Source organism: Fontisubflavum oceani, assembly GCF_030407165.1.
Lineage (GTDB): Bacteria > Pseudomonadota > Alphaproteobacteria > Rhodobacterales > Rhodobacteraceae > Rhodophyticola > Rhodophyticola oceani.
The window spans coordinates 936,754-958,553 of record NZ_CP129111.1; the positions used below are offsets into that span (position 1 = coordinate 936,754).

The 21,800-nt window shown below is 58.4% G+C and carries 22 protein-coding genes and 2 pseudogenes; 16 read left to right on the forward strand and 8 right to left on the reverse strand.

Going from position 1 to position 21,800, the window contains the following annotated elements:
- The first annotated feature begins 11 nt into the window (after positions 1 to 11).
- A complete protein-coding gene (locus QTA57_RS04780) occupies positions 12 to 641 on the forward strand; it encodes an RNA-binding protein (RefSeq protein ID WP_290153937.1) in 630 nt (209 codons plus the stop codon).
- On the forward strand, positions 638 to 3,118 hold the full coding sequence (gene infB, locus QTA57_RS04785) for a translation initiation factor IF-2 (RefSeq protein ID WP_145213612.1): 2,481 nt from the start codon (positions 638 to 640) through the stop codon (positions 3,116 to 3,118). Before QTA57_RS04780 ends, infB begins: the two co-directional genes overlap by 4 nt.
- Before the next feature lie 71 nt (positions 3,119 to 3,189).
- Here infB and QTA57_RS04790 read toward each other — a convergent pair whose 3' ends face one another.
- Entirely contained in the window at positions 3,190 to 3,648 is a 459-nt protein-coding gene (locus QTA57_RS04790; RefSeq protein ID WP_290153938.1) for a c-type cytochrome, read from the reverse strand.
- A 412-nt stretch (positions 3,649 to 4,060) separates the two neighbouring features.
- On the opposite strand from QTA57_RS04790, the gene idi reads away from it, so the two are divergent.
- The 6 genes from idi to QTA57_RS04815 all read left to right on the forward strand — a co-directional run bounded on the left by idi (position 4,061) and on the right by QTA57_RS04815 (position 8,768).
- Positions 4,061 to 4,615, forward strand: coding sequence for an isopentenyl-diphosphate Delta-isomerase (gene idi / locus QTA57_RS04795; RefSeq protein WP_290153939.1), 555 nt, complete (start codon positions 4,061 to 4,063; stop codon positions 4,613 to 4,615).
- A 78-nt stretch (positions 4,616 to 4,693) separates the two neighbouring features.
- Complete coding sequence (gene hslV, locus QTA57_RS04800) at positions 4,694 to 5,251, forward strand: ATP-dependent protease subunit HslV (protein WP_290153940.1); 558 nt, start codon at positions 4,694 to 4,696, stop codon at positions 5,249 to 5,251.
- Positions 5,248 to 5,763, forward strand: a complete 516-nt coding sequence (locus tag QTA57_RS18290) for a hypothetical protein (RefSeq protein ID WP_330696750.1) — start codon at positions 5,248 to 5,250, stop codon at positions 5,761 to 5,763. The genes hslV and QTA57_RS18290 overlap by 4 nt, the downstream gene beginning before the upstream one ends.
- Positions 5,754 to 6,332 carry a hypothetical protein gene (locus tag QTA57_RS18295; RefSeq protein WP_330696751.1) on the forward strand — a complete coding sequence of 193 codons (579 nt, stop codon included), beginning with the start codon at positions 5,754 to 5,756 and terminating at the stop codon, positions 6,330 to 6,332. The genes QTA57_RS18290 and QTA57_RS18295 overlap by 10 nt, the downstream gene beginning before the upstream one ends.
- Positions 6,329 to 7,645: an ATP-dependent protease ATPase subunit HslU gene (gene hslU, locus QTA57_RS04810; RefSeq protein ID WP_290153941.1), complete on the forward strand. Its 1,317-nt coding sequence runs from the start codon at positions 6,329 to 6,331 to the stop codon at positions 7,643 to 7,645. Before QTA57_RS18295 ends, hslU begins: the two co-directional genes overlap by 4 nt.
- Before the next feature lie 19 nt (positions 7,646 to 7,664).
- Positions 7,665 to 8,768 (forward strand): alpha/beta hydrolase, encoded by a 1,104-nt coding sequence (locus tag QTA57_RS04815; protein ID WP_290153942.1) that lies wholly within the window; start codon positions 7,665 to 7,667, stop codon positions 8,766 to 8,768.
- Here QTA57_RS04815 and QTA57_RS18300 read toward each other — a convergent pair.
- From QTA57_RS18300 to QTA57_RS04830, 3 genes are all read right to left on the reverse strand, one after another.
- Positions 8,765 to 9,106: a Smr/MutS family protein gene (locus QTA57_RS18300; protein ID WP_330696752.1), complete on the reverse strand. Its 342-nt coding sequence runs from the start codon at positions 9,104 to 9,106 to the stop codon at positions 8,765 to 8,767. The genes QTA57_RS04815 and QTA57_RS18300 overlap by 4 nt on opposite strands.
- A gap of 259 nt (positions 9,107 to 9,365) precedes the next feature.
- On the reverse strand, positions 9,366 to 10,379 hold the full coding sequence (gene mltA / locus QTA57_RS04825; RefSeq protein WP_290153944.1) for a murein transglycosylase A: 1,014 nt from the start codon (positions 10,377 to 10,379) through the stop codon (positions 9,366 to 9,368).
- 15 nt (positions 10,380 to 10,394) lie between these two features.
- Positions 10,395 to 11,054 carry a Tim44/TimA family putative adaptor protein gene (locus tag QTA57_RS04830; protein WP_290153945.1) on the reverse strand — a complete coding sequence of 220 codons (660 nt, stop codon included), beginning with the start codon at positions 11,052 to 11,054 and terminating at the stop codon, positions 10,395 to 10,397.
- 130 nt (positions 11,055 to 11,184) lie between these two features.
- On the opposite strand from QTA57_RS04830, the gene QTA57_RS04835 reads away from it, so the two are divergent.
- Positions 11,185 to 11,664 carry an FxsA family protein gene (locus tag QTA57_RS04835; RefSeq protein ID WP_290153946.1) on the forward strand — a complete coding sequence of 160 codons (480 nt, stop codon included), beginning with the start codon at positions 11,185 to 11,187 and terminating at the stop codon, positions 11,662 to 11,664.
- Between the two features lie 53 nt (positions 11,665 to 11,717).
- Positions 11,718 to 12,224, forward strand: a complete 507-nt coding sequence (gene secB / locus QTA57_RS04840; protein WP_145213643.1) for a protein-export chaperone SecB — start codon at positions 11,718 to 11,720, stop codon at positions 12,222 to 12,224.
- On the opposite strand, the pseudogene dnaQ reads toward secB, so the two are convergent.
- The 4 genes and pseudogenes from dnaQ to QTA57_RS04860 form a co-directional block, all read right to left on the reverse strand.
- Positions 12,225 to 12,913, reverse strand: a pseudogene (gene dnaQ / locus QTA57_RS04845) (DNA polymerase III subunit epsilon).
- Entirely contained in the window at positions 12,906 to 13,499 is a 594-nt protein-coding gene (coaE, locus tag QTA57_RS04850) for a dephospho-CoA kinase (RefSeq protein ID WP_290153947.1), read from the reverse strand. The pseudogene dnaQ and the gene coaE overlap by 8 nt, the downstream one beginning before the upstream one ends.
- Positions 13,496 to 14,329: a shikimate dehydrogenase gene (locus QTA57_RS04855; RefSeq protein ID WP_290153948.1), complete on the reverse strand. Its 834-nt coding sequence runs from the start codon at positions 14,327 to 14,329 to the stop codon at positions 13,496 to 13,498. The genes coaE and QTA57_RS04855 overlap by 4 nt, the downstream gene beginning before the upstream one ends.
- The gene (locus tag QTA57_RS04860; protein WP_290153949.1) at positions 14,326 to 14,922 is read right to left on the reverse strand and encodes a Maf family protein; all 597 of its coding nucleotides are present in this window, start codon (positions 14,920 to 14,922) and stop codon (positions 14,326 to 14,328) included. The genes QTA57_RS04855 and QTA57_RS04860 overlap by 4 nt, the downstream gene beginning before the upstream one ends.
- 415 nt (positions 14,923 to 15,337) lie before the next feature.
- Between QTA57_RS04860 and hemJ the strand changes: the two genes are divergently transcribed.
- The 6 genes and pseudogenes from hemJ (at position 15,338) to QTA57_RS04890 (ending at position 21,796) form a co-directional block, all read left to right on the forward strand.
- Positions 15,338 to 15,793 carry a protoporphyrinogen oxidase HemJ gene (hemJ, locus tag QTA57_RS04865; protein WP_290153950.1) on the forward strand — a complete coding sequence of 152 codons (456 nt, stop codon included), beginning with the start codon at positions 15,338 to 15,340 and terminating at the stop codon, positions 15,791 to 15,793.
- Between the two features lie 131 nt (positions 15,794 to 15,924).
- Complete coding sequence (gene rho, locus QTA57_RS04870; RefSeq protein ID WP_145213662.1) at positions 15,925 to 17,196, forward strand: transcription termination factor Rho; 1,272 nt, start codon at positions 15,925 to 15,927, stop codon at positions 17,194 to 17,196.
- Positions 17,197 to 17,223: 27 nt separating this feature from the next.
- Complete coding sequence (gene mnmE / locus QTA57_RS04875) at positions 17,224 to 18,513, forward strand: tRNA uridine-5-carboxymethylaminomethyl(34) synthesis GTPase MnmE (protein ID WP_290153951.1); 1,290 nt, start codon at positions 17,224 to 17,226, stop codon at positions 18,511 to 18,513.
- A gap of 2 nt (positions 18,514 to 18,515) precedes the next feature.
- Positions 18,516 to 20,389 (forward strand): annotated as a pseudogene (mnmG, locus tag QTA57_RS04880) (tRNA uridine-5-carboxymethylaminomethyl(34) synthesis enzyme MnmG).
- Positions 20,386 to 21,012 (forward strand): 16S rRNA (guanine(527)-N(7))-methyltransferase RsmG, encoded by a 627-nt coding sequence (gene rsmG / locus QTA57_RS04885; protein WP_290153952.1) that lies wholly within the window; start codon positions 20,386 to 20,388, stop codon positions 21,010 to 21,012. Before mnmG ends, rsmG begins: the two are co-directional and overlap by 4 nt.
- Positions 21,005 to 21,796, forward strand: a complete 792-nt coding sequence (locus QTA57_RS04890; RefSeq protein WP_145213674.1) for a ParA family protein — start codon at positions 21,005 to 21,007, stop codon at positions 21,794 to 21,796. The genes rsmG and QTA57_RS04890 overlap by 8 nt, the downstream gene beginning before the upstream one ends.
- Positions 21,797 to 21,800: the final 4 nt, after the last annotated feature.

Genomic DNA, 21,800 nt, shown 5'->3' on the forward strand with positions numbered 1-21,800 from the left:
AGAGACGCGGAATGACCCGCGGCGGCCGGACCAAAACCCGCGATGAAGCCGAGAGGCGCTGCATCGCCACCGGAGAGACCCAGCCCAAGGCGGGTCTGATCCGGTTTGTCATCGGCCCCGAGGGGCAGGTGGTGCCAGACATTCTGGAACGCTTGCCTGGGCGGGGCATTTGGGTCAGCGCCGACGCGGAGGCGCTGGAGCTGGCGATTAAGAAGAAGCTGTTTTCGCGCGGCGCGAAAATGCAGGTGACGGTGCCGGATGACCTGCGGGCGCAGGTCGATACGGTTCTAACCCGGCGCTTGACCGACCTGATCGCGCTGAGCCGCAAGGGCGGATATGCGGTCGCCGGGTTCGAGAAGGTGAAGGGCTGGCTGGCCGAAGGCCGCGCCAAAGTTCTGCTCCAGGCCTCTGACGGCTCGGAGCGTGGAAAAACGAAGCTTTGGACCCCCGAAGGTGGCCGATTTTTCGGCTGTTTGACGGCCCAGGAATTGGGTTTGGCATTCGGGCGCCAAAGTGTGATACATGGCGCGCTTGCCGCTGGTGGACTCACGCCACGTGTTGTAGAGGAGGCCGCAAAGCTGCAAGGCCTGCGTAAGGCAATCGGCGGAACCGCCGCCGGGAAGGAAAAGACGGACGCATGAGCGATCAAGACGGAAAGAAGCCCCTTGGCCTGTCGGGCGGTGCCCGCAGTGGCCGCGTGAATCAAAGCTTTTCACGGGGGCGGACCAAAAGTGTCGTGGTGGAAACCAAGCGCAAGCGCGTGATGGTGCCCAAGCCCGGCACCGCCGCGGCGGCCCAAGCTGAGGGCGGCAAGCGGGCAAGTGGCGTGTCCGATAGCGAGATGGAGCGCCGTCTGAAAGCGTTGCAGGCCGCTAAGGCCCGCGAGGCCGAAGACGCGCAGCGCCGTGAGCAAGAAGAGAAAAGCCGCGAAGAAGAGCGTGCCCGCCGCCGGGCAGAGATCGAGGCCAAAGAGCGCGAAGAGCGCGAGCGCGAGGAAGCGCTGAAAGCTCGGGCCGAGGAAGAAGAGCGCCGCCGCAAGGAAGAAGAGGCGCGCCGCAACGCACCACCACCCGCCGAAGCACCAGCAGCCGCCGCTGTCGCCGAGCCATCGGCACCGCGTGGCGGCGGTCGGCCCGCCGCGACACCAGGGCGCCGCGATAATGACCGCGACGACAAACGCGACCGGTCGGGCAAGGGCGACCGTGGTGGCGATGGCCGCCGCTCGGGCAAGCTGACGGTGAACCAAGCCCTCACGGGCGGCGAAGGTGGCCGGCAACGTTCTATGGCCGCGATGAAGCGGAAACAGGAACGCGCACGTCAGAAGGCGATGGGCGGTCAGGTTGAGCGTGAAAAGATCGTGCGTGATGTTCAGGTGCCTGAGACGATCATCGTCTCGGAACTGGCGAACCGGATGGCAGAACGCGTGGCCGATGTTGTCAAAGCGTTGATGCAAAACGGGTTGATGGTCACCCAGAACCAAGCGATCGACGCCGATACCGCCGAGCTGATCATCGAAGAGTTTGGCCACAAAGTTGTGCGGGTGTCCGACGCCGATGTGGAAGATGTGATCGACCAGGTTGAGGACAAGGACGAAGATCTTGAGCCCCGCGCCCCGGTTATCACCATCATGGGCCACGTGGATCACGGTAAAACGTCGTTGTTGGACGCGATCCGCAACGCCAAGGTTGTGGCTGGCGAAGCGGGCGGCATCACCCAGCATATCGGGGCCTATCAGGTCAAAACCGATAGCGGGCAGTTGCTCAGCTTCCTCGACACACCGGGCCACGCAGCATTCACGTCGATGCGCGCCCGTGGTGCACAAGTGACGGATATTGTTGTGCTTGTGGTTGCTGCCGATGACGCGGTGATGCCGCAGACGATCGAGGCGATCAACCACGCGAAAGCGGCAGAAGTGCCGATGATCGTAGCGATCAACAAGATCGACAAGCCTGAGGCAAACCCAGACAAAGTCAGGACCGATTTGCTTCAGCATGAGGTGATCGTCGAAAAGATGTCCGGCGAGGTCCAGGATGTTGAGGTCTCGGCGATCTCTGGTCAGGGGTTGGATGAGCTTCTGGAAGCCATCGCGTTGCAGTCCGAGATTCTCGAACTGAAAGCCAACCCAGCACGCGCGGCCTCCGGTGCGGTCATCGAGGCGCAGTTGGATGTGGGCCGCGGCCCTGTCGCAACCGTTCTGGTGCAGAATGGCACCCTGAAACAGGGCGATATCTTCGTCGTCGGCGAGCAGTGGGGCAAGGTCCGCGCGCTGGTCAATGACAAAGGCGAACGCGTGAAAGAGGCCGGGCCGTCCGTTCCGGTTGAGGTGCTGGGCCTGAACGGCACGCCGGAGGCCGGCGATGTGCTGAACGTGGTCGACACCGAGGCGCAGGCGCGCGAAATCGCGGAATATCGCGAGAACGCCGCCAAAGAGAAACGCGCTGCCGCAGGGGCTGCCACAACGCTTGATCAGCTTTTGGCCAAGGCCAAAGAGGACGAGAATGTCGCCGAACTGCCCATCGTGGTGAAAGCAGATGTGCAAGGCTCCGCCGAGGCGATCATCCAGGCAATGGAGAAGATCGGCAATGAGGAGGTCCGCGTCCGGGTACTGCATTCGGGCGTCGGCGCCATCACCGAATCCGACATCGGCCTGGCCGAAGCCTCGGGTGCCCCGGTGATTGGCTTCAATGTTCGGGCAAATGCACCCGCTCGGAACAGCGCCAACCAGAAGGGCGTTGAGATTCGCTATTACTCGGTGATCTACGATCTGGTCGACGATGTGAAATCGGCCGCCTCGGGTCTGCTTTCGGCAGAAGTTCGGGAGAACTTCATCGGCTATGCTGAGATCAAAGAGGTCTTCCGTGTCTCTGGCGTTGGCAATGTCGCGGGTTGCTTGGTCACCGAGGGCGTTGCCCGCCGGTCGGCCGGTGTGCGCCTGCTGCGGGACAATGTCGTGATCCATGAGGGCACATTGAAGACGCTGAAACGCTTCAAGGACGAGGTGAAAGAAGTCACCTCCGGTCAGGAATGCGGGATGGCCTTTGAAAACTACGATGATATTCGCGCGGGCGATGTGATCGAGATCTTCGAACGCGAAGAGGTGGAGCGGACGCTCGCTTAGAACGCGCGATAAATCAAAGAAAAAGGGCGCCAATATCGGCGCCCTTTTTTGTAGCCTATGACAGTGCGTTCCTATTCCATCGCTGTCGAAAGCGACGCGATATAGGCGTAGAGATTGGCGGCATCTTCCTCAGACCGCACACGGAAGCTCATCGAGCCGCGCGCGCCATTGTCGTCAAGCGTTTCACGCAGGAACCCGGTCGGGTCCATCACATAGGCGACAAAGCTTTCCTCATCCCAAACAAGACCACCTTCGCCCGCTTCGACCATCGACCCAGAATAGCGGAAACCTTCCACTGTTCCGGCGGTGCTGCCCGAGATTGCATAAAGGTTCGGGCCTGTCCGTGCGTTGCGGCCAGCCAACACTTCGCCATCAGCATTCGCCACCACATGGCAGGCGATGCACTGACGAAACGCCGCTTCACCGGCAGCGGCGTCACCGGACGGCGCCATTCCTTCATGGCTCTCGGCAAAGGCCGTGGGCGCCATCAGAACAGAAGCAGCCGCAGCAAGGATCATCGTACGGTTCATAGGTAGTCTCCATTTCCGAAACACGTTCCTACGTATACCTAGTCCAAACCTGCCGGGGCCACACTGCTTTTTTGCCCTCTGCGACATAGCGCCAATCACATATCCGGCGGTGATCCAAACCTAGCATAGGTGGTGCGTGGCTCATGAGTTCGCAGTTCGTCGAAGTTGGACGTCAAGGCGGTTTTGAACCATATTTATACTATAGGCAGTTTTGAGGGTGGTCATCACGCCCTTCTTTGGCAGATGCCGGAGCATGAGACGGCGCTTCAGGCCTGTAGTGTCGTCACGCTCGGAGGAAGGTCTGACGCAGAGGCGATCAAGCGAAAGATGGTTAATCGGTCCAAGATTTTGCATACAGCGCTGGAACTCAAATGCGCCGACCATACCTGCTCAAATCCCGAGGTCATTATTTATGACTGATCAGACAGATAAGACTGCGACTCCCATCCTGATCCCTGCTTGGATCGATGGCGAATTGACCCCTGTGGAAAAGTTAACAGCCCATCGCGAGGGCCTGAGGCACCGGGCGGTATCGGTTTTTGTGATGCGAGATGGGCAGACTTTGTTGCAGAGGCGCGCTTTAGAAAAATACCATACACCGGGGCTTTGGGCGAATACCTGCTGCACGCACCCTCATTGGGGCGAAAGCGCTTTGGATTGTGCGACCCGGCGTCTGGGTGAAGAGCTTGGACTGCCACCAATGACGCTCGAATACCGCGGCCAGGTTGAGTATCGCGCTGATGTCGGTAGTGGGATGATTGAACATGAGGTTGTGGATATCTTTGTGGGCACTCTGGCCCAAAATGTGCAACCCGCGCCAAACCCCAGCGAGGTCATGGATACGATTTGGCAGCCGCTTGATCAGCTTGGCGCGCAAGTGATGGAAAACCCCGGCAGTTTCACGCCTTGGCTGCAAATCTACCTGCGCGACCATGCCGTCAGCATTTTTGGTGATCGCGCAGTCTGACTCTGCCGGTGAACCGCGCGCCCAGAACTTGTTCCGCGTCGATCCCCCGTCCATATAGAGCCAAGTGAAGGAGACGGCATGAACAATTCGGATTTCCCCGGCTGGCACGGCACCACCATTATCGGGGTGCGCAAGGGCAACGAAGTTGTGGTCGCGGGCGACGGGCAGGTGAGCCTCGGCCAGACAGTGATCAAAGGCAGCGCACGTAAAGTGCGGCGGCTTTCGCCCGGAGGGTATGACGTGGTTTGCGGCTTCGCTGGCTCGACGGCGGATGCGTTCACGTTGCTGGAGCGGCTGGAAACCAAGCTTGAAGCCACGCCCGGTCAGTTGCAGCGCGCGAGCGTCGAGTTGGCCAAAGATTGGCGGACGGACAAATACCTGCAAAAGCTCGAAGCGATGTTGATCGTCACCGATGGGGCCGCACTTTATGTGATCACCGGCGCGGGCGATGTGTTGGAGCCTGAACATGGCATCGCGGCCATTGGCTCGGGCGGGAACTACGCGCTCGCTGCCGCGCGGGCGATGATCGACGGCGACAAATCCGCCGAAGAGATCGCACGGGGTGCCATGCAAATCGCGGCGGATATCTGTGTCTATACCAACGGCAATCTGACCATTGAGCAGATCTCAAAATGAGCGACATCAACCGCGATGACATCCGCGCCGCCGTCGGTTCGGGGATGATTTCCGAAGCGCAAGCCGCCTCGCTGATCGCGCTTGGCGATGCGCGGCGCGGCGCGCGGGAGCATATGTCGGGGCTTGATGAGCCGTTCGAGCTGTTCCGCGGCTTCAATGAGATTTTTATCGTTGTCGGGCTGGTGATTCTGTATTCCGGCTGGGTCGGGCTGACCGGTCTGAGCTTCGTGAGCGCGGAAGTCGGCTATGTTCTGGCGATTGTCTATTCGCTGATGTCGATGGGCGCCGTGGCGCTTTTGGCCCGGTATTTCACTTTGGTCCGGCGTATGGTCGCCCCCTCAATTGCGCTGGCAATCTTCTTTGCGCTTGGTGCAGGGCAATTCGGCCTTGGGCTGGGTTGGATGGTGGATGCGGAGTTCCCACTCGCGCTGACGCTTTCCGCCGGCATCTCTACACTGCTGCTGATTGGCTATTACGCCGTTTTCCGCGTGCCGTTCACACCATGGCGCTGATCGCGCTTGGCACATTTGCGACGGCTTTTGGCTTTGTCACCCTTGGCGGCACGGTCCCGACAGATCCGAGCGATCTGTTCCTGCTGACCGGCGAAGGGCCATTTGCGATTCTGACCATGGTTCTCGGCATCGTCGGCCTGATTGTCGCGCTGCGCTTTGATATGAGCGATCCACATCGGATCACCCGGCGCGCGGCCAGCGGGTTCTGGCTGCATGTGATCGCGGCGCCCGCCATCGTGAACACTGTCGCGCTGTCGCTGTTCGATGTCGGGACGGTGATGGCGCAACTGCTGCTGGTCGGGTTCGTCGCTCTCATGGCGATCTTCGCGGTGGTGATCGACCGGCGCTCCTTCCTCGTGTCCGGTGTCGGCTACATCGTCGCGCTGTCGATCACGGTGATGGAGGGCAACGCCTTTCTCGCGATCCTGCTTTTGGGCGTTGGCCTGGTCCTTCTCGGTGCAAAATGGGAAGTCTTGCGCCGCAATCTGATGGACGCCCTGCCACATTTCCCGGGCAAGGATCGCCTTCCGCCCTGGACCCTAATGACCTCTGAGGAGCCTGCTACGTGACTGACCTGACCCCGCGCGAGATTGTCTCAGAACTTGACCGGTTCATCATCGGCCAGAAAGACGCCAAGCGCGCCGTCGCCGTTGCCCTGCGTAACCGGTGGCGGCGGAAGCAATTGGCCGACGATCTGCGCGACGAGGTCTACCCGAAGAACATCTTGATGATCGGACCCACCGGGGTTGGGAAGACCGAAATCTCGCGGCGCCTGGCCAAGCTGGCGCGCGCCCCGTTTATCAAGGTTGAGGCGACTAAATTCACTGAGGTCGGCTATGTTGGCCGCGACGTCGAGCAGATCATCCGCGATCTGGTGGATGCGGCGCAAATCATGATCCGCGAACAGATGCGCGACGAGGTGAAAGCCAAGGCTCATGATGCGGCGGAGGATCGGGTTATCGAAGCCCTCGCCGGAACAGATGCCCGCGAACAGACCCGCGAGATGTTCCGCAAAAAGCTCCGCGCCGGGGAGCTGGATGATACGGTGATTGAGCTGGAAGTCGCTGATACCTCCAATCCGATGCCGATGTTTGAGATTCCCGGTCAACCTGGCGGGATGGGCGGCATGCCTGGTGGAATGAATCTTGGGGATCTGTTTGGCAAAGCCTTTGGCGGGCGCACAGTGCGCAAAAAGATGAGCGTTGCCGCCAGTTATGATCTCTTGATTGACGAGGAGGCCGACAAGCTCCTGGATCAGGAAACCGTTACCCGCGAAGCGCTCCGCGCTGTCGAGCAAAACGGGATCGTGTTTATCGATGAGATCGACAAAGTGTCGGCGCGTTCAGATGCCCGCGGCGCGGATGTGTCTCGCGAAGGGGTGCAACGGGACCTGTTGCCATTGATCGAAGGCACAACCGTCAGCACGAAACACGGGCCGGTCAAAACCGATCATATCCTTTTCATCGCATCCGGCGCGTTCCATATCGCCAAACCCTCTGACTTGCTGCCCGAGCTTCAGGGCCGTTTGCCGATCCGTGTGGAATTGCGCGCCCTGACCGAAGAGGATTTTGTGCGCATCCTGACCGAAACCGACAACGCGCTGACCCTGCAATATACCGCGCTGATGGCGACGGAAGAGGTCGAGGTCAGCTTCACCGAAGATGGGATCGCGGCCCTTGCGCGGATTGCCGCCGAGGTGAATCAAGACGTCGAGAACATCGGTGCAAGGCGGCTTTATACCGTGATGGAACGGGTGTTTGAGGAGTTGAGCTTCACTGCACCCGATCGATCCGGCGAGGCGATTGTCGTCGATGGCAGCTTTGTTGAGAAAAACCTCGGCGCCTTGATGAAATCCGCTGATTTGAGCCGCTACGTGTTGTAGAACGCCCAAGACAGAGATTTTGAGCAGCGATTTTGTGACACGGTATCTCGCAGTTTTGGCACTCCTGACGCTCGCGTCCTGCGCACCCCGCGCAGCGCTGGTCATCGCGCCCAGCGCCAGAGATGTCAGCCAGATCGAGCGGGTTTTCGTCGCCAGTAGCCGCGTTTATGACGGCGCCAGCTTCACAAGCGAGCGGCTCGAGGGGCTTGGCTTTACCCAGTTCGATGTCGCGATACCGCCCAATCGTGAAATCGGTGAGGTGAGCTGGCCTCAGGGCGAGGTGGATATCGAAGAAGACTTCGTTGTCACGCAAGCGGATCGGTTTCGGGATGCGACCGCTTTCCGCGCTGGTCTCCGCGCTGCTGTCGCCGCCCAACCCGCTGAGGCCCGCGAAGTCATGGTGTTTGTCCATGGGTTCAACAACACGTTTGCCGACGGGCTCTACCGGACCGCGCAGATTCGCCATGATTTCGAGATCCCCGGCGTGGCCGTGCATTACTCGTGGCCCAGCCTTAGCTCGCCCTTTGGATATGCATATGATCGCGACAGCGCCCTCTTTGCGCGGGATGGGTTGGAACAGTTCTTGCGGGAAATTGCGCGCACCGGCTCTCACAATATGGTGCTGGTTGCCCATTCGGTCGGTTCGGAATTGCTGATGGAAAGCTTGCGCCAACTCCGTATCGCGGGGGCGCATGATATCATCGACCGGATCAGCGGCGTGGTCCTGATGTCACCCGATATCGACGTGCAGGTCTTTAGAAGCCAAGCGGCACGGCTTAGCCCGCTGCCTGAGCCATTCTTCATTTTCACATCCCAACGGGATCGGGCCTTGCGGCTCTCGGCGCTGGTGAGCGGCGAACCTTCACGCCTAGGCAATATCGGCACAATCGAGGACGTGGCAGAGTTTAATGTAACCTTGATTGATGTGTCGGAATTCCGGGGCGGCGATGCGCTCAACCACAACACGGTCGTGACGTCTCCCGCGATGATCCGGCTCTTGAGCCGCGCCGAAGCTGTGAATTCCGCCTTTGAGGGGCAAGATAACAGCCCGATTGGCCTTTTGCCGGGGACGGTGCTGAGCCTGCAAAACGCGACACAGGTGATATTGACGCCGAATCTTTAACGCATGCGTCGGAGGTAAACGTAGTAAGCGCCGTCGCCCCCATGGCGAATATGTGCTTGCCGGATATCCAATACCAGCGCGCCAAGCGGCGGAGCGTTGAGCCAGGCTGGAACCTGATGGCGCAACACACCCCGGCGGATCGGGATCGGGCCAGGATCGTCGCGATCCTTGCCTTTACCGGTGATCACCAAGACCAGCCGCTTCTGCTCTGCCGCCGCACTCTGGATGAAGTGGATGAGGCGCGGATGCGCGTCCGCAAGGGTCAGCCCATGCAGATCGAGCCGCGCCTCGGGCTTGAGTTTGCCACGGATCATCTGCCGATGCAGTCCATGATCCATCTTAACCGGTGCGTGGGCTAAGCGCTCCGTCAAGGCTGGGCTAATCTGTGGGTTTGGAAGAGATGTGCTGGCGCGTTCGCCAATATGGAAGTCTTTCACCCGGACCTTTGGAGAAGGTTTCACGCCGGCATCGACAGGGTGATCCTGAAAGGTTCCGTCCGCGATTTTCGGGTTCCGCATCGGTTTTGTGCTGCGCGCGACACGGTCCCAAAGAGCTTTGTCTTCCGCGCTTAGAGCTTTCCGTTTCCGCCCTCCCATCTCAGGCGTCCGGCACCATGCGATGGGCGATCTCTATCGGCAGCAACACGATCATCCGGCCCGGGTCGCGGATACGGCCCGCTTCTCGACCAGCCTGATCCCCTGGGCCATAGAAGATATCCGCGCGTTGCGCGCCTTGGATCGCGCTGCCGGTATCTTGCGCGATCATCAAGCGACGGATCGGTGTCTCGCCCCCTTTTTCGATCCAAACTGGCGCACCAAGAGGCGTGTAATCCGGGTCGACTGCGATGGTTCGATGCGGGGTGATCGAGCGATTCATTGCCCCAAGCGGTCCATCGCTTGGATCAGAAATCTGGACCTCGCGAAAGAACACATAAGACGGGTTGTGACGGAGCAGTTCCTGCCCCTCGACCGGATTACGCCGCACCCAGGACTGAATCACCTGCGCCGAGACCTGATGCGGCTCATAGATCCCGCGCCTGACCATTTCTTGCCCGATCGAGCGGTATTGATGCCCATTTCGCCCGCCATATCCCACGCGCAGATAACCACCTTCGGCCAATCGCACCCGGCCAGAGCCTTGAATCTGAAGGAAGAAAACCTCGACCGGATCATCGACCCAGGCGATTTCCAACCCACGTCCTTCGAGTAATCCGAACTCTTCGATCTCGGCGCGTGTGCGCCAAAGCCCGTCTACTTCCGGCGGCAAACGATAAAGCGGATAGCGGAACCGTGCTGTTTGGCGGCGGGAGCCATCAAGTTCTGGTTCGAAATACCCGGTGAATAGCGCCGTGTTTTCGCCACCGATCAGGACCGGTCGAAAAAACAGCTCAAAAAACCCGCGCGCATTGGTTTGGGATTGCGCCAGCGCACAAAGCGATTGCCACTCGCTGTCGCGCATATCCATGCAGGTGTTGAGAAAGACATCCAGCGCGGCGTTGTGGTCATCGTCGGCCCAACCTCGCAGGTCGGAAAACTCCAAAACCTGTGCGGTCGGCTCAGCACTGCCCGGCATTGCCACACTCATCGACGCTGCCAGCATGAGGGCTGTCATGCGGCCGCGCATGGATCATCCGCCGGTGGCCACCAGGATCCAATTCGGATCGGAACTGCCCATTTGCCGCGAGAAGGTCCAGATGTCGCGCTGGCGTTTGATCTCGGTCGGGTCGCCTTCGACCACCTCGCCGCTTGCGTTGCGGACCACGGATGTCAGCTCACCGACAAATCGCACGCTCACTTCGCCGGTGCTGGTGCCCCGGTCAAAGCTCGCGTCATGAAGCGCCAATTCCCGGATACCGACGAAGCTAGCGTCAATCGATAGACCTTGCTCTTCGCGTTGCTGGATCACCGTTTCAAAGGTCTCCATCACATCTTCGGCCAAGAACGGGCGCAACCCGTCGACATCGCCATTTTCGAAGGCCATGAGGATCATTTCATAGGCGCCGCGCGCGCCGCCCAGAAACTCGCTGACGGAAAACCCTGGCTCGGCCAGTTTCATTGCCGCCAGCGCCTTGGCGGCATCACTGCCATCTTCCACATGATCGGTGATGTCGCGATCCGGGCCGCCATCGATCACCTCAAAATCGCGCCGCGCATTGGCCGCTGGATCGACGCGCGGCGTCGGTGGCTTTTCGAAGCCTTCCCGCGTGCCCAGAACGCTCCGCAATCTCAGGATCAAGAAAACCGCAATCCCGGCCAGAACCAGAAGCGAGATAAAGGGCGAATTCATAAGGTATCCTCGGTTGAGCGCACGGGGGCTTTATCGGCTTGTTCGTGGCACATATGTAGGTGAGGGGGCCGGTCAAGTCCATTGGCGCAAGCGCCGCAATCGGCCCAAGAGGCGACGAATAGGAAAGAACATGTGGCTCTTTGTGCTGTTTCTAATGGTTCCGCTGATCGAAATCGCTTTGTTCATCCAGATTGGCGGGCTGATCGGCCTGTGGCCCACGCTTGGCGTCGTGGTTCTGACCGCGATCCTGGGGACGTGGCTTGTGCGATCTCAAGGGCGGCAGGCGATTGAGAAGCTGCGACAGAGTTTCGGCGCTTTGAATGATCCGACAGAGCCTTTGGCTCATGGGGCGATGATTCTCTTCTCGGGCGCGCTTCTTCTGACGCCGGGTTTTTTCACCGATGCGGTGGGCTTCGCGCTGCTTGTGCCAGGGTTCCGCAGCCTGGTTTTTCGGGAGTTGCAAAAACGGATCACCGTGTCATCCGTCGTTGCAGGGCAGGCGCAATGGACCTCCGATGACCGGCGTTCGGCGCAGTCCGACGTCATTGAAGGTGAGTTCGAAGTCGACGAAACACCACGACAGGGCCCATCGGGCTGGAGACGCCATTGAGGGTTCCGACCCAGACTGCTACAGGATCGCAACCTTATTAATCGGAGTTCCTCATGGCCGAAGAAAACGGCGCCGCCGCCCCCGAAGCACAGGCGCAACAACCGGTGCCCCCACGGATGCAAATTCTCGGGCAGTTCATCCGCGATCTGTCCTTCGAAAACATCGCCGCGCAAAAGGCGATCCAGACGCAGACACAGCCCGACATTCAGGTTCAGGTGGCGCTCGACGCGCGCAAGCGTGATGCAGAGAACCAATATGACGTGATTGTGAAGCTGAAGATCGACTCGAAGACCAAAGATGAGACGCCTCAGCCGATTTTCCTGATCGAGATGGATTATGTTGGGATCTTCCAGGTCGACAACGTACCGCAAGAGCAGTTGCATCCCTTTCTGATGATCGAATGCCCGCGGATGTTGTTCCCGTTCTTGCGTCGGATTGTGTCAGACATCACCCGCGATGGCGGCTTCCCGCCGCTGAACTTGGAAAACATGGATTTCCTGGCGATCTATCGCAATGAACTCGCGCGCCGCGCGGAAGCCCAGAAAAAAGCCGACGCGTGATCAGGTGAAGCGCGCCCAAGCGGCGTCTTCACCCAGTTCTTCGACAAATCTCGCATGATCGGCCGCCTCTTGTTCCGAGAGGCGGCTGGCCAATGGCGCGGGGCGCGGATAAGCCCGCCATCCGCTACTACTCGCTTGCGCGGTTTGCACCGGCGACGCGGTCAGTCCGAAATCTGGCTGTCGACCACCGATCAACTCCAAATAAACCTCGGCCAGGATTTCGCTGTCGAGAAGCGCGCCGTGTTTCTCCCGGGCACTGTTATCGACTCCAAACCGGCGGCATAGCGCATCCAGAGAAGCGGGAGACCCCGGAAACTTCCGCCGCGCAATCGCGAGCGTATCCAGCGCCTGCGTATCGGGAATTAAGGGCTTCCTGGCCCAGCCCAGCTCGGCATTGAGAAATCTCATGTCAAAGGACGCGTTGTGGATCACCAAAACGCCGTCTGCGACGAAATCCAGAAAATCCTGAGCGATTGCCGCGAAGAGCGGTTTGTCACGTAGAAAATCGTCCCCCAACCCATGCACTTAAACGCCTCGGTGGGCATTTCGCGTTCTGGGTTGATGTATTGGTGATAGGTGCGACCGGTCGGCACATGCTGCCACAGTTCCACGGCGCCGATCTCGACAATGCGATGTCCCTCGGACGGTTCAAATCCCGTGGTTTCGGTGTCGAGGACGATTTCACGCATCAAGGCGCTCCGTTATTTTGGCAATCAGAGTCTCAACCGCCGCGCGGGTTTGTTCAAGACTTATCGTTTCAATGACGAAATCTGCGCGGGCGCGCTTTTCGGCGTCAGGCGTTTGACGCGCAAGGATGGTTTGAAACGTCTCTTCATCCATACCTGGGCGCGTCATCACACGGCGGCGTTGCTCTTCGGGCGACGTGGTGACAACCAGAACGCCATCGAGCCAAGTTTCGGCGTTTGTCTCGAAGAGGAGCGGTATGTCGAGCAACAGAATTGGCGCGTCGGCATGATCCAATAGAAATTGCGCCCGATCAGCGGCGACCAGCGGGTGAACCACAGATTCGATCTTCTGTAACGCGCTGTCATCCGCCGCTATCCAGGCTTTGAGTGCGGCGCGATCAACGGCACCGTTTTGGATTGCGTCGGGGCAGAGATTGGAGATTGGACCGACAGCGGCGCCATCAGCAGCGTAAAGGCGATGGACAGCGTCGTCCGCATCCCAAACCGGTACGCCAGCTTCGCGGAAAAACTCAGCGGTGGTCGATTTGCCCATCCCGATGGAGCCAGTGAGACCGAGACGGTAGCTCATGCGGAAAGGACGGCCTGGCGCAGGTCTTCATCGACCTCAGGCAGTTTTCCAAACCACCTTTCAAACCCCGGAACGGCCTGATGCAGCAACATGCCAAGACCGTCGACGGTTGGGCATCCAATGGCGTCGGCCTGGCTCAAAAGAGGGGTCCGCAAGGGCGTGTAGACGATATCTGTAACCAAAGTGGTCGGCCGGATCTTCGATAGGTCGATGTTGAGCGGTTGGCCGTTTTCCATTCCCAAGGATGTGGTGTTCACCAAACAGTCGATCTCGGGCAGCAGGTCCGGAATACGGGTCCAGTCCATCACGTTGACCCGGGCGCCCAGTTGATCTCGCAAAGCCTCGCCCCGGGCCCTTGTCCGGTTGACCACGATGACTTCGGGCGCACCGTCAGTGAGAAGCGCGGAGACAATGGCCCGGGCCGCGCCGCCAGCACCTAGAACCAAAGCTGGACCAGTGTCGGCGCGCCAATCTGGTGCATTCTGATGAAGGTTCTGCAAGAACCCGACCCCATCGGTATTGTCTGCTTGGATAGTCCCGTTGCTCAAGAACGTGATGGTGTTGGCGGCTCCAATAAGCGCGGCCCGGTCCGTGACGGAATCGGCCAAAGCCAGAACCTGCTCTTTATGGGGGATCGTTACATTGATACCGCGAAATCCCATCCGCGGCAGCAAACGGAGGCATTTTTTCAGATCCTTATGACCCACTTTCAGCGGAACATAATGACCGTCGATACCATAACGTTTCAGCCAGTGCCCATGGAGGGTCGGAGATTTGCTATGGGCGATCGGATCTCCAATAACGCCGGCCAGAAGCAAGTCATTGCTCATCCTTCGATAATCCCCCGATTCACTAGAAACCCGCACAGATCTAGAAGTGGCAGCCCCAGAACAGTGAAGTAATCACCCTCGACTCGCAAGAAAAGCCGTGCGCCTTCTTCCTCCAACTTGTAAGCGCCGACGCTATCCGCAACACCGGGCCAATTTCGGGCGAGATACGCGTCAAGATAGGTCTCACCCACAGGGCGCATTATAAGCCGCACTTGACCTACTGTTCGCCAGACAGGTTTGAGATCTTGGTAAACCACCACGGCGGACAGCAATTGATGCCTGCCACCGCTTAACAAACGGAGCTGCGCTCTTGCCTCGTCGAGGCTTTCCGGTTTGCTGAGAACCTGGCCTTTAAATTCCAAAACCTGATCACACCCGATGACCAAGGCATCAGGGAACCTTTCCGCTACCCGACGGGCTTTGTACTCCGCCAGCGTGTCCGCAACATCGCGCGGGCTTGCGCTTTCCGCGGCCAGAGACTGCCTGATCGCGACTTCGTCGACCCGGGCAGGCACGGCTTCAAATGGGATACCAGCTTGACGCAACATCGCCTGACGCGCGGCGGAGCTGGATGCGAGGATGACTTCGGTCATGAGATCACTGGATGGTTCTGGGGATATCTGGCAGGGCAACCACGTGGGTCAAATCGGGTATAAATCGTGCCTTCGGATGCAACCACCTGTTTCGCGTCATCCGAGGTATTTTCGCGATGTCTGTTCCACGTGTGTAGATCGTCCACATATTGCTGTGGGTGAGAGACCTGACATGAAGGATAATGGGAAGTATCCAAAGATATCCTTGAACTAATACTAGGTAAGTACTTGTTTTATTTAATAAAATATGGAGTGTGGATAGTTGGCCGGTGCCACGCGGCAGCAATATCGCTTTGTGGATGATGTCTTGAGTAAGCTGTGCTTGGCACACTTATCCCCGTTATCCCCGGCCTAAATACAACATCATCTTTTCTTCTATTCTTTATTTTTTTATTGGGGGGCAAAGGAGCGTGCCATGATCTTGGACTTTCTGAGTGCCGCCTACCCCTGGACCAAAAGCTTGCATGTGATCTCAGTGATCGCATGGATGGCCGGGCTGTTTTACTTGCCGAGACTGTTTGTCTACCATGTCGAGCGTGTCGGCATGGCGGGCGACACCGCAGAGTTGTTCCAGACCATGGAACACAAGCTGCTGCGGCTCATCATGAATCCGGCGATGATTTCCACCTGGATATTCGGGTTAGCGCTGGTTTTCACGCCGGGGGTGATCAGTTGGGCGGAGATTTGGCCTTGGACCAAAGCCGCGGCTGTCTTGGGTATGACCTGGTTTCATCACTGGCTCGGATTGCGACGGAAAGAGCTTCTGGCGGGCACAGACACCCGCACTGGTCGGACCTATCGGTTGATGAACGAAGTACCGACACTTTTGATGGTTGTGATCGTGGTTTCCGTGATTGCACGGCCGATGTGAAGGATTTGTTGACTTCGCAGGCCGTAGTTCCTATGTGAGCAGCGCAATGGGCCGTCCGGCCCTGTCGCTTCCCATTCTTATATGATCCAGCCTGCTTGAGATATCGCGGGCCCAGATGGTGTTTTCCAGACATGACAGAGACCACATTGAACCTGGCCGATCTCAAGGCCAAATCGCCCAAAGACCTTCTTGCGATGGCAGAAGAGCTCGAGATCGAGAACGCATCGACGATGCGTAAGGGCGACATGATGTTCTCGATCTTGAAAGAGCGCGCCGAGGATGGCTGGGAAATTTCCGGCGACGGTGTTCTTGAGGTTGTGCAGGATGGGTTTGGGTTTTTGCGCTCGCCCGAAGCCAATTACCTGCCGGGCCCAGATGATATTTATGTCTCGCCAGACATGATCCGACAGCACAGCTTGCGAACCGGGGATACGCTTGAAGGCGTGATCGCCGCACCCCGGGAAAACGAACGCTATTTCGGGTTGGTGAAGGTCACGAAGATCAACTTCGAAGATCCGATCAAGGCGAAACACAAGATTGCCTTCGACAACCTGACTCCGCTCTACCCCGATGAGCGTCTGAAGATGGAGATCGAGGATCCGACGATCAAAGATCGCTCTGCCCGGATCATCGATTTGGTTGCGCCGATCGGCAAAGGCCAGCGGTCCTTGATTGTGGCCCCGCCGCGGACGGGTAAGACCGTCATTCTGCAAAACATCGCCCATTCAATCGAGCAGAACCACCCGGAATGCTATCTCATCGTCTTGCTGATCGACGAGCGGCCCGAAGAAGTCACAGATATGCAGCGGAGCGTAAAGGGTGAGGTTGTGTCCTCCACCTTTGATGAACCGGCCACGCGCCACGTCGCGGTGTCGGAGATGGTGATCGAGAAAGCCAAGCGCTTGGTGGAACACAAGCGTGATGTGGTGATCCTGCTCGACTCCATCACGCGGCTTGGTCGCGCGTTCAACACGGTTGTGCCGTCCTCTGGCAAGGTCTTGACTGGTGGCGTCGATGCCAACGCGCTACAGCGTCCCAAACGGTTCTTCGGCGCCGCGCGGAACATCGAAGAGGGCGGCTCGCTCACCATCATCGCGACGGCTTTGATCGATACGGGCAGCCGGATGGACGAGGTGATCTTCGAAGAATTCAAAGGCACGGGCAACTCCGAGATCGTTCTGGATCGGAAAGTTGCCGACAAACGCGTCTTCCCCGCGATGGACATTCTCAAATCCGGAACCCGGAAAGAGGACCTCTTGGTCGATAAGGGCGATCTGCAGAAGACTTATGTGCTGCGGCGGATTTTGAACCCGATGGGGACAACGGATGCCATTGAGTTCTTGATCTCGAAACTCAAGCAGACAAAGACCAATTCGGAATTCTTCGATTCAATGAACACCTGACGCTATCCGACCTAGGGGTCTGATCTCATGGATACGATCTTTGCCCTGGCATCTGCGCCAGGCCGTGCGGGCGTTTCGGTTATCCGGGTGTCTGGACCGCAGGCTCATGAAGTTGCTTGCTTAATTGCGGGTGATTTGCCGGGTGTCCGTCGGTCCGGGCTTCGTACATTGCGGTCGTTGACGGGAGACGTTCTTGATCAGGCCTTGGTTCTTGTTTTCTCTGGGCCAAACAGCTTTACAGGCGAAGATATTGTTGAATTTCAAACACATGGCAGTGTCTCGGTCGTAAAAAGCTTGTTGTCGATCCTCGCGGAAACGGGGTTGGCCCGTGCGGCGGAGGCCGGGGAGTTCACGCGCCGCGCCCTGATGAATGACCGGCTCGATCTAGCGCAAGTTGAAGGGCTCGGAGCGTTGATCGAGGCCGAGACCGAAGCGCAGCGACGACTGGCGATGAAAGTCTTCAGTGGGCGTTTGGGGGATGTCGTTGAGGAGTGGCGTAGGGCTTTGTTGCGAGCCGCGGCGCTTCTGGAGGCGACAATCGATTTCGCTGACGAAGAGGTGCCGGTCGATGTGACGGATGAGGTAGTGGGGCTGATTGGCGTTGTTTCCGACAGCTTGGAAAAGGAGATCGCGGGCAGTCATGTGGCAGAGCGAATTCGAGATGGGTTCGAAGTGGCCATATTGGGGGCACCGAATGCCGGAAAATCGACTTTGCTGAATGCGCTCGCCGGTCGAGAAGCGGCGATTACATCCGAGATTGCTGGAACGACGCGGGATGTGATCGAGGTCCGCATGGACCTTGGCGGGCTTGCGGTGACCTTGTTGGACACGGCGGGGTTGCGGGAGGCTCAGGATCAGATAGAGCAGATCGGGATCGCTCGCGCGCGTGATCGGGCGGCGGCGGCTGATCTCCGGGTCTATCTGAAAACGACGCCTGACGAGGTCGTGCCGATTGATCTGGAGGAAGGAGATATCGTTCGGATCGGGAAGGCGGATCTTTTCCCCAGTTTATCTGGTGGTGTGTCCGGGCTTTCCGGGGCGGGTGTGTCGGATCTGGTTAATGAGATCACAGATCAGCTTTTGAGCCGCGCGGCGCGGGCGGAGACCGCGACACATGCCCGGCACAGGGATGCGATGGTTGCTGCGCTGTCTGCTTTGGTGGCTAGCCGGTCGGAGGTCGAATCGGGTATGGATCGAGCGGAGTTTGCCGCAGAGCATATTCGAGAGGCGGGGCGGCGGCTGGATGGTCTGGTTGGCCGGATTGATGTTGAAGCGGTTCTTGGCGAAATATTCGCCAGTTTTTGCATCGGGAAATAGGAGTGTTTCACGTGAAACACTGGGACTTTGATGTTGTCGTCGTGGGTGGCGGTCATGCCGGAAGCGATGCGGCCTTCGCGTCGGCCCGCGCTGGTGCGGAGACCGCGTTGGTGACTTTGCGGCGAGACGCAATTGGGATCATGTCTTGCAACCCGGCGATCGGCGGATTGGGTAAGGGGCACCTTGTCCGGGAGATCGATGCTCTTGGCGGTGCTATGGGGCAGGTGGCGGATCGGTCAGGCATCCAGTTCCGTCTTCTCAACCGCAGCAAGGGCCCGGCGGTGCAGGGGCCGCGGACCCAGTCCGATCGGGCGCTTTATCGTAAGGCGATGCAAGACGTCATGGGGAATACCGCGCGTCTGTCGATTATCGAAGGCGAAGCGGTTGATTTTCTGATGAGAGACGGTCGCGTCTGCGGCTTATCTCTTGCTGATGGGTCGGAAATTCGTGCCGGTGCGGTCGTTCTGACGACAGGAACATTTCTGCGGGGTGTGATTCACATTGGTGATAAGCGACAGCCAGGCGGGCGAATCGGTGACAAGCCTTCTATTCCAATGGCAGAACGGATCGACAGTTTTGGTTTGCCGCTTGGGCGCCTGAAGACGGGAACGCCGCCCCGGTTGAAGCGCCAGAGTATCAATTGGGATATCCTGGATCATCAACCGGCCGACGCAGAACCGGCGATGTTTTCCTTCCTGTCTGATGGCCTTTTTGTGCGGCAGATCAGCTGCGGAATCACCCATACGAATGTGCGAACCCATGAGATTATTCGCGCCAATCTTGATCGTTCGGCGATGTATGGCGGCCATATTGACGGTGTTGGGCCGCGGTATTGCCCGTCGATCGAAGACAAGATCGTGCGCTTCGCGGAAAAGGAATCTCACCAGATTTTCCTAGAGCCAGAGGGGCTTGAGAGCGATGTGGTCTATCCAAATGGTATCTCAACGTCGCTCCCGGTCGAAGTGCAGGATGACTATGTGCACTCGATCAGAGGCCTGGAAAACGCAGAGATCACGCAGCCCGGCTATGCCATAGAATATGACTATGTCGACCCGCGCGCTCTATCACCGACGCTTCAGGTGAAAGAGGTGCCCGGGTTGTATCTTGCCGGGCAGATCAACGGCACGACGGGATACGAAGAAGCCGCTGCGCAAGGGTTGGTTGCCGGTCTGAACGCAGCGCGGACGACATTGGGCCAAGACGAGGTGATCTTGGGCCGGGGCCAAGCTTACATCGGTGTGATGATCGACGATCTCGTAACGCGTGGTGTGACGGAACCCTATCGGATGTTCACATCAAGGGCGGAGTTCCGATTGACGCTTCGTGCAGATAATGCAGATCAGCGGCTCACCCCCTCGCAGGTGATTTGGGGATCATCGCCGACGCGCGGAAGCAGAAGTTTTCGGAGAAGATGGACCGTTTGGCAGCGGGATATGCCCAAATGGATGCTCTGTCGTTGTCGCCGACCGAAGGGCGCTCTCACGGGTTGCGGATTAACCAAGACGGCGTTCGACGAAAGGCAATTGATCTTCTGGCGTTTCCAGACATTCAGATGGAAACGCTTGATCAAATTTGGCCGGAGCTGATGGAGCTTGATCAAGAAACCCGGAGTCAGATTGGCCGCGAAGCTCTCTATGCGAAGTACATTGAGCGCCAGGCAAAGGATGTCGCGGCGCTAAAACGAGACGAAGCCTTGTCGATCCCGGATGGGTTTTCGTTTGAGGGAATTGACGGGCTGTCGAACGAGCTCAAAGGCAAATTGGTGACAGTTCGGCCCCGAACCTTAGGGCAGGCCGGTCGAATTGATGGCATGACACCAGCCGCTTTGACGCTTTTACTCACGAAAATCCGCCAGTCTGAGCGCAAATCCGCATGACGGAAGACGACGCGCGCGCCCTCATTGCTCGCGATGTTTCACGTGAAACATTCGAACGGTTGGAAGCCTATGCCACCGCGTTGGTGAAGTGGCAAAAGGCCATCAACCTGATTGCTCCCGCGACGGTGGATCATCTTTGGCAAAGGCACTTCCTTGATAGTGCCCAGGTTTTCGCCCATCGCCTGACCGATACCGGTCTCTGGCTTGATCTAGGGAGCGGCGGCGGTTTTCCGGGCCTGGTCTGTGCCATTTTGGCCGCGGAGAAAGCGCCAGAACTTCAGTTTGGCTTTATTGAAAGCGACCTTAGGAAAGGAAGCTTCTTGAGGGAGGTTGCTCGGCAAACCGGCTTGAAGATCGCGGTTTTGACACGACGGATCGAGGATGCGCCGCCCCAATCCGCAAATGTCATCTCTGCGCGCGCCTTGGCGCCGCTGTCTCGGCTCTGTGACTTATCGCACCGACATTTGGCGCCCGGCGGGATTTGCCTGTTTCAAAAGGGTGAATCGCACGCGGCGGAGCTAGACGCGGCCCGCACAGAATGGCACATGGACGTGACGACATTTGCCAGCCAAACTGCCGCCAATGCTGTGATCTATCGGATAGGAGAGCTTTCCCGTGCCTGATCACCACCGTGCCCGGATTATCGCCGTCGCCAACCAAAAGGGCGGCGTCGGAAAAACAACGACCGCGATCAATTTGGGGGCCGCTTTGGCCCTCGAAGGTCAACGCACCTTGATCCTTGACCTTGATCCGCAAGGGAATGCGTCAACCGGGCTTGGGATCGATAGCCGAAATAGGGATCTCACAACTTATGATCTGATCCTGGAGGAGACCCCTCTCTCAGATATTGTGAGTGAGACTGGGCAAGAAAACCTCTGGATCGCGCCAGCCACGACGGATCTGAGTTCTGCCGATATCGAGCTTGTTTCCAATGAAAACCGCGTTTTCATGCTGAAAGACAGCTTGAGCAATCAAGCGACCAAAGAGTTTGATATCGTTTTGATCGACTGTCCGCCGTCGCTCAACCTTTTGACGGTGAACGCGATGGTTGCGGCAGATGCCGTTCTGGTCCCGCTACAATCGGAGTTCTTTGCGCTGGAGGGGCTTTCGCAACTGATGCTGACGATCCGCGAAGTTCGGCAGACGGCGAACCCGGGCCTGCGGATCGAAGGTATTGTGCTGACCATGTATGATCAGCGCAATAATCTCTCGCACCAGGTCGAAGAAGATGCCCGCGAAACGCTTGGCGATTTGGTCTACGAAACCCGCATTCCGCGAAATGTCCGGTTAAGTGAAGCGCCATCTTACGCGATGCCGGTGTTGCAATATGATCCGATGTCGCGCGGAAGCCTGGCATATCGCGACCTGGCGCAAGAAATGCTGAGCCGAGAATTACAATCGGCATAGGAGG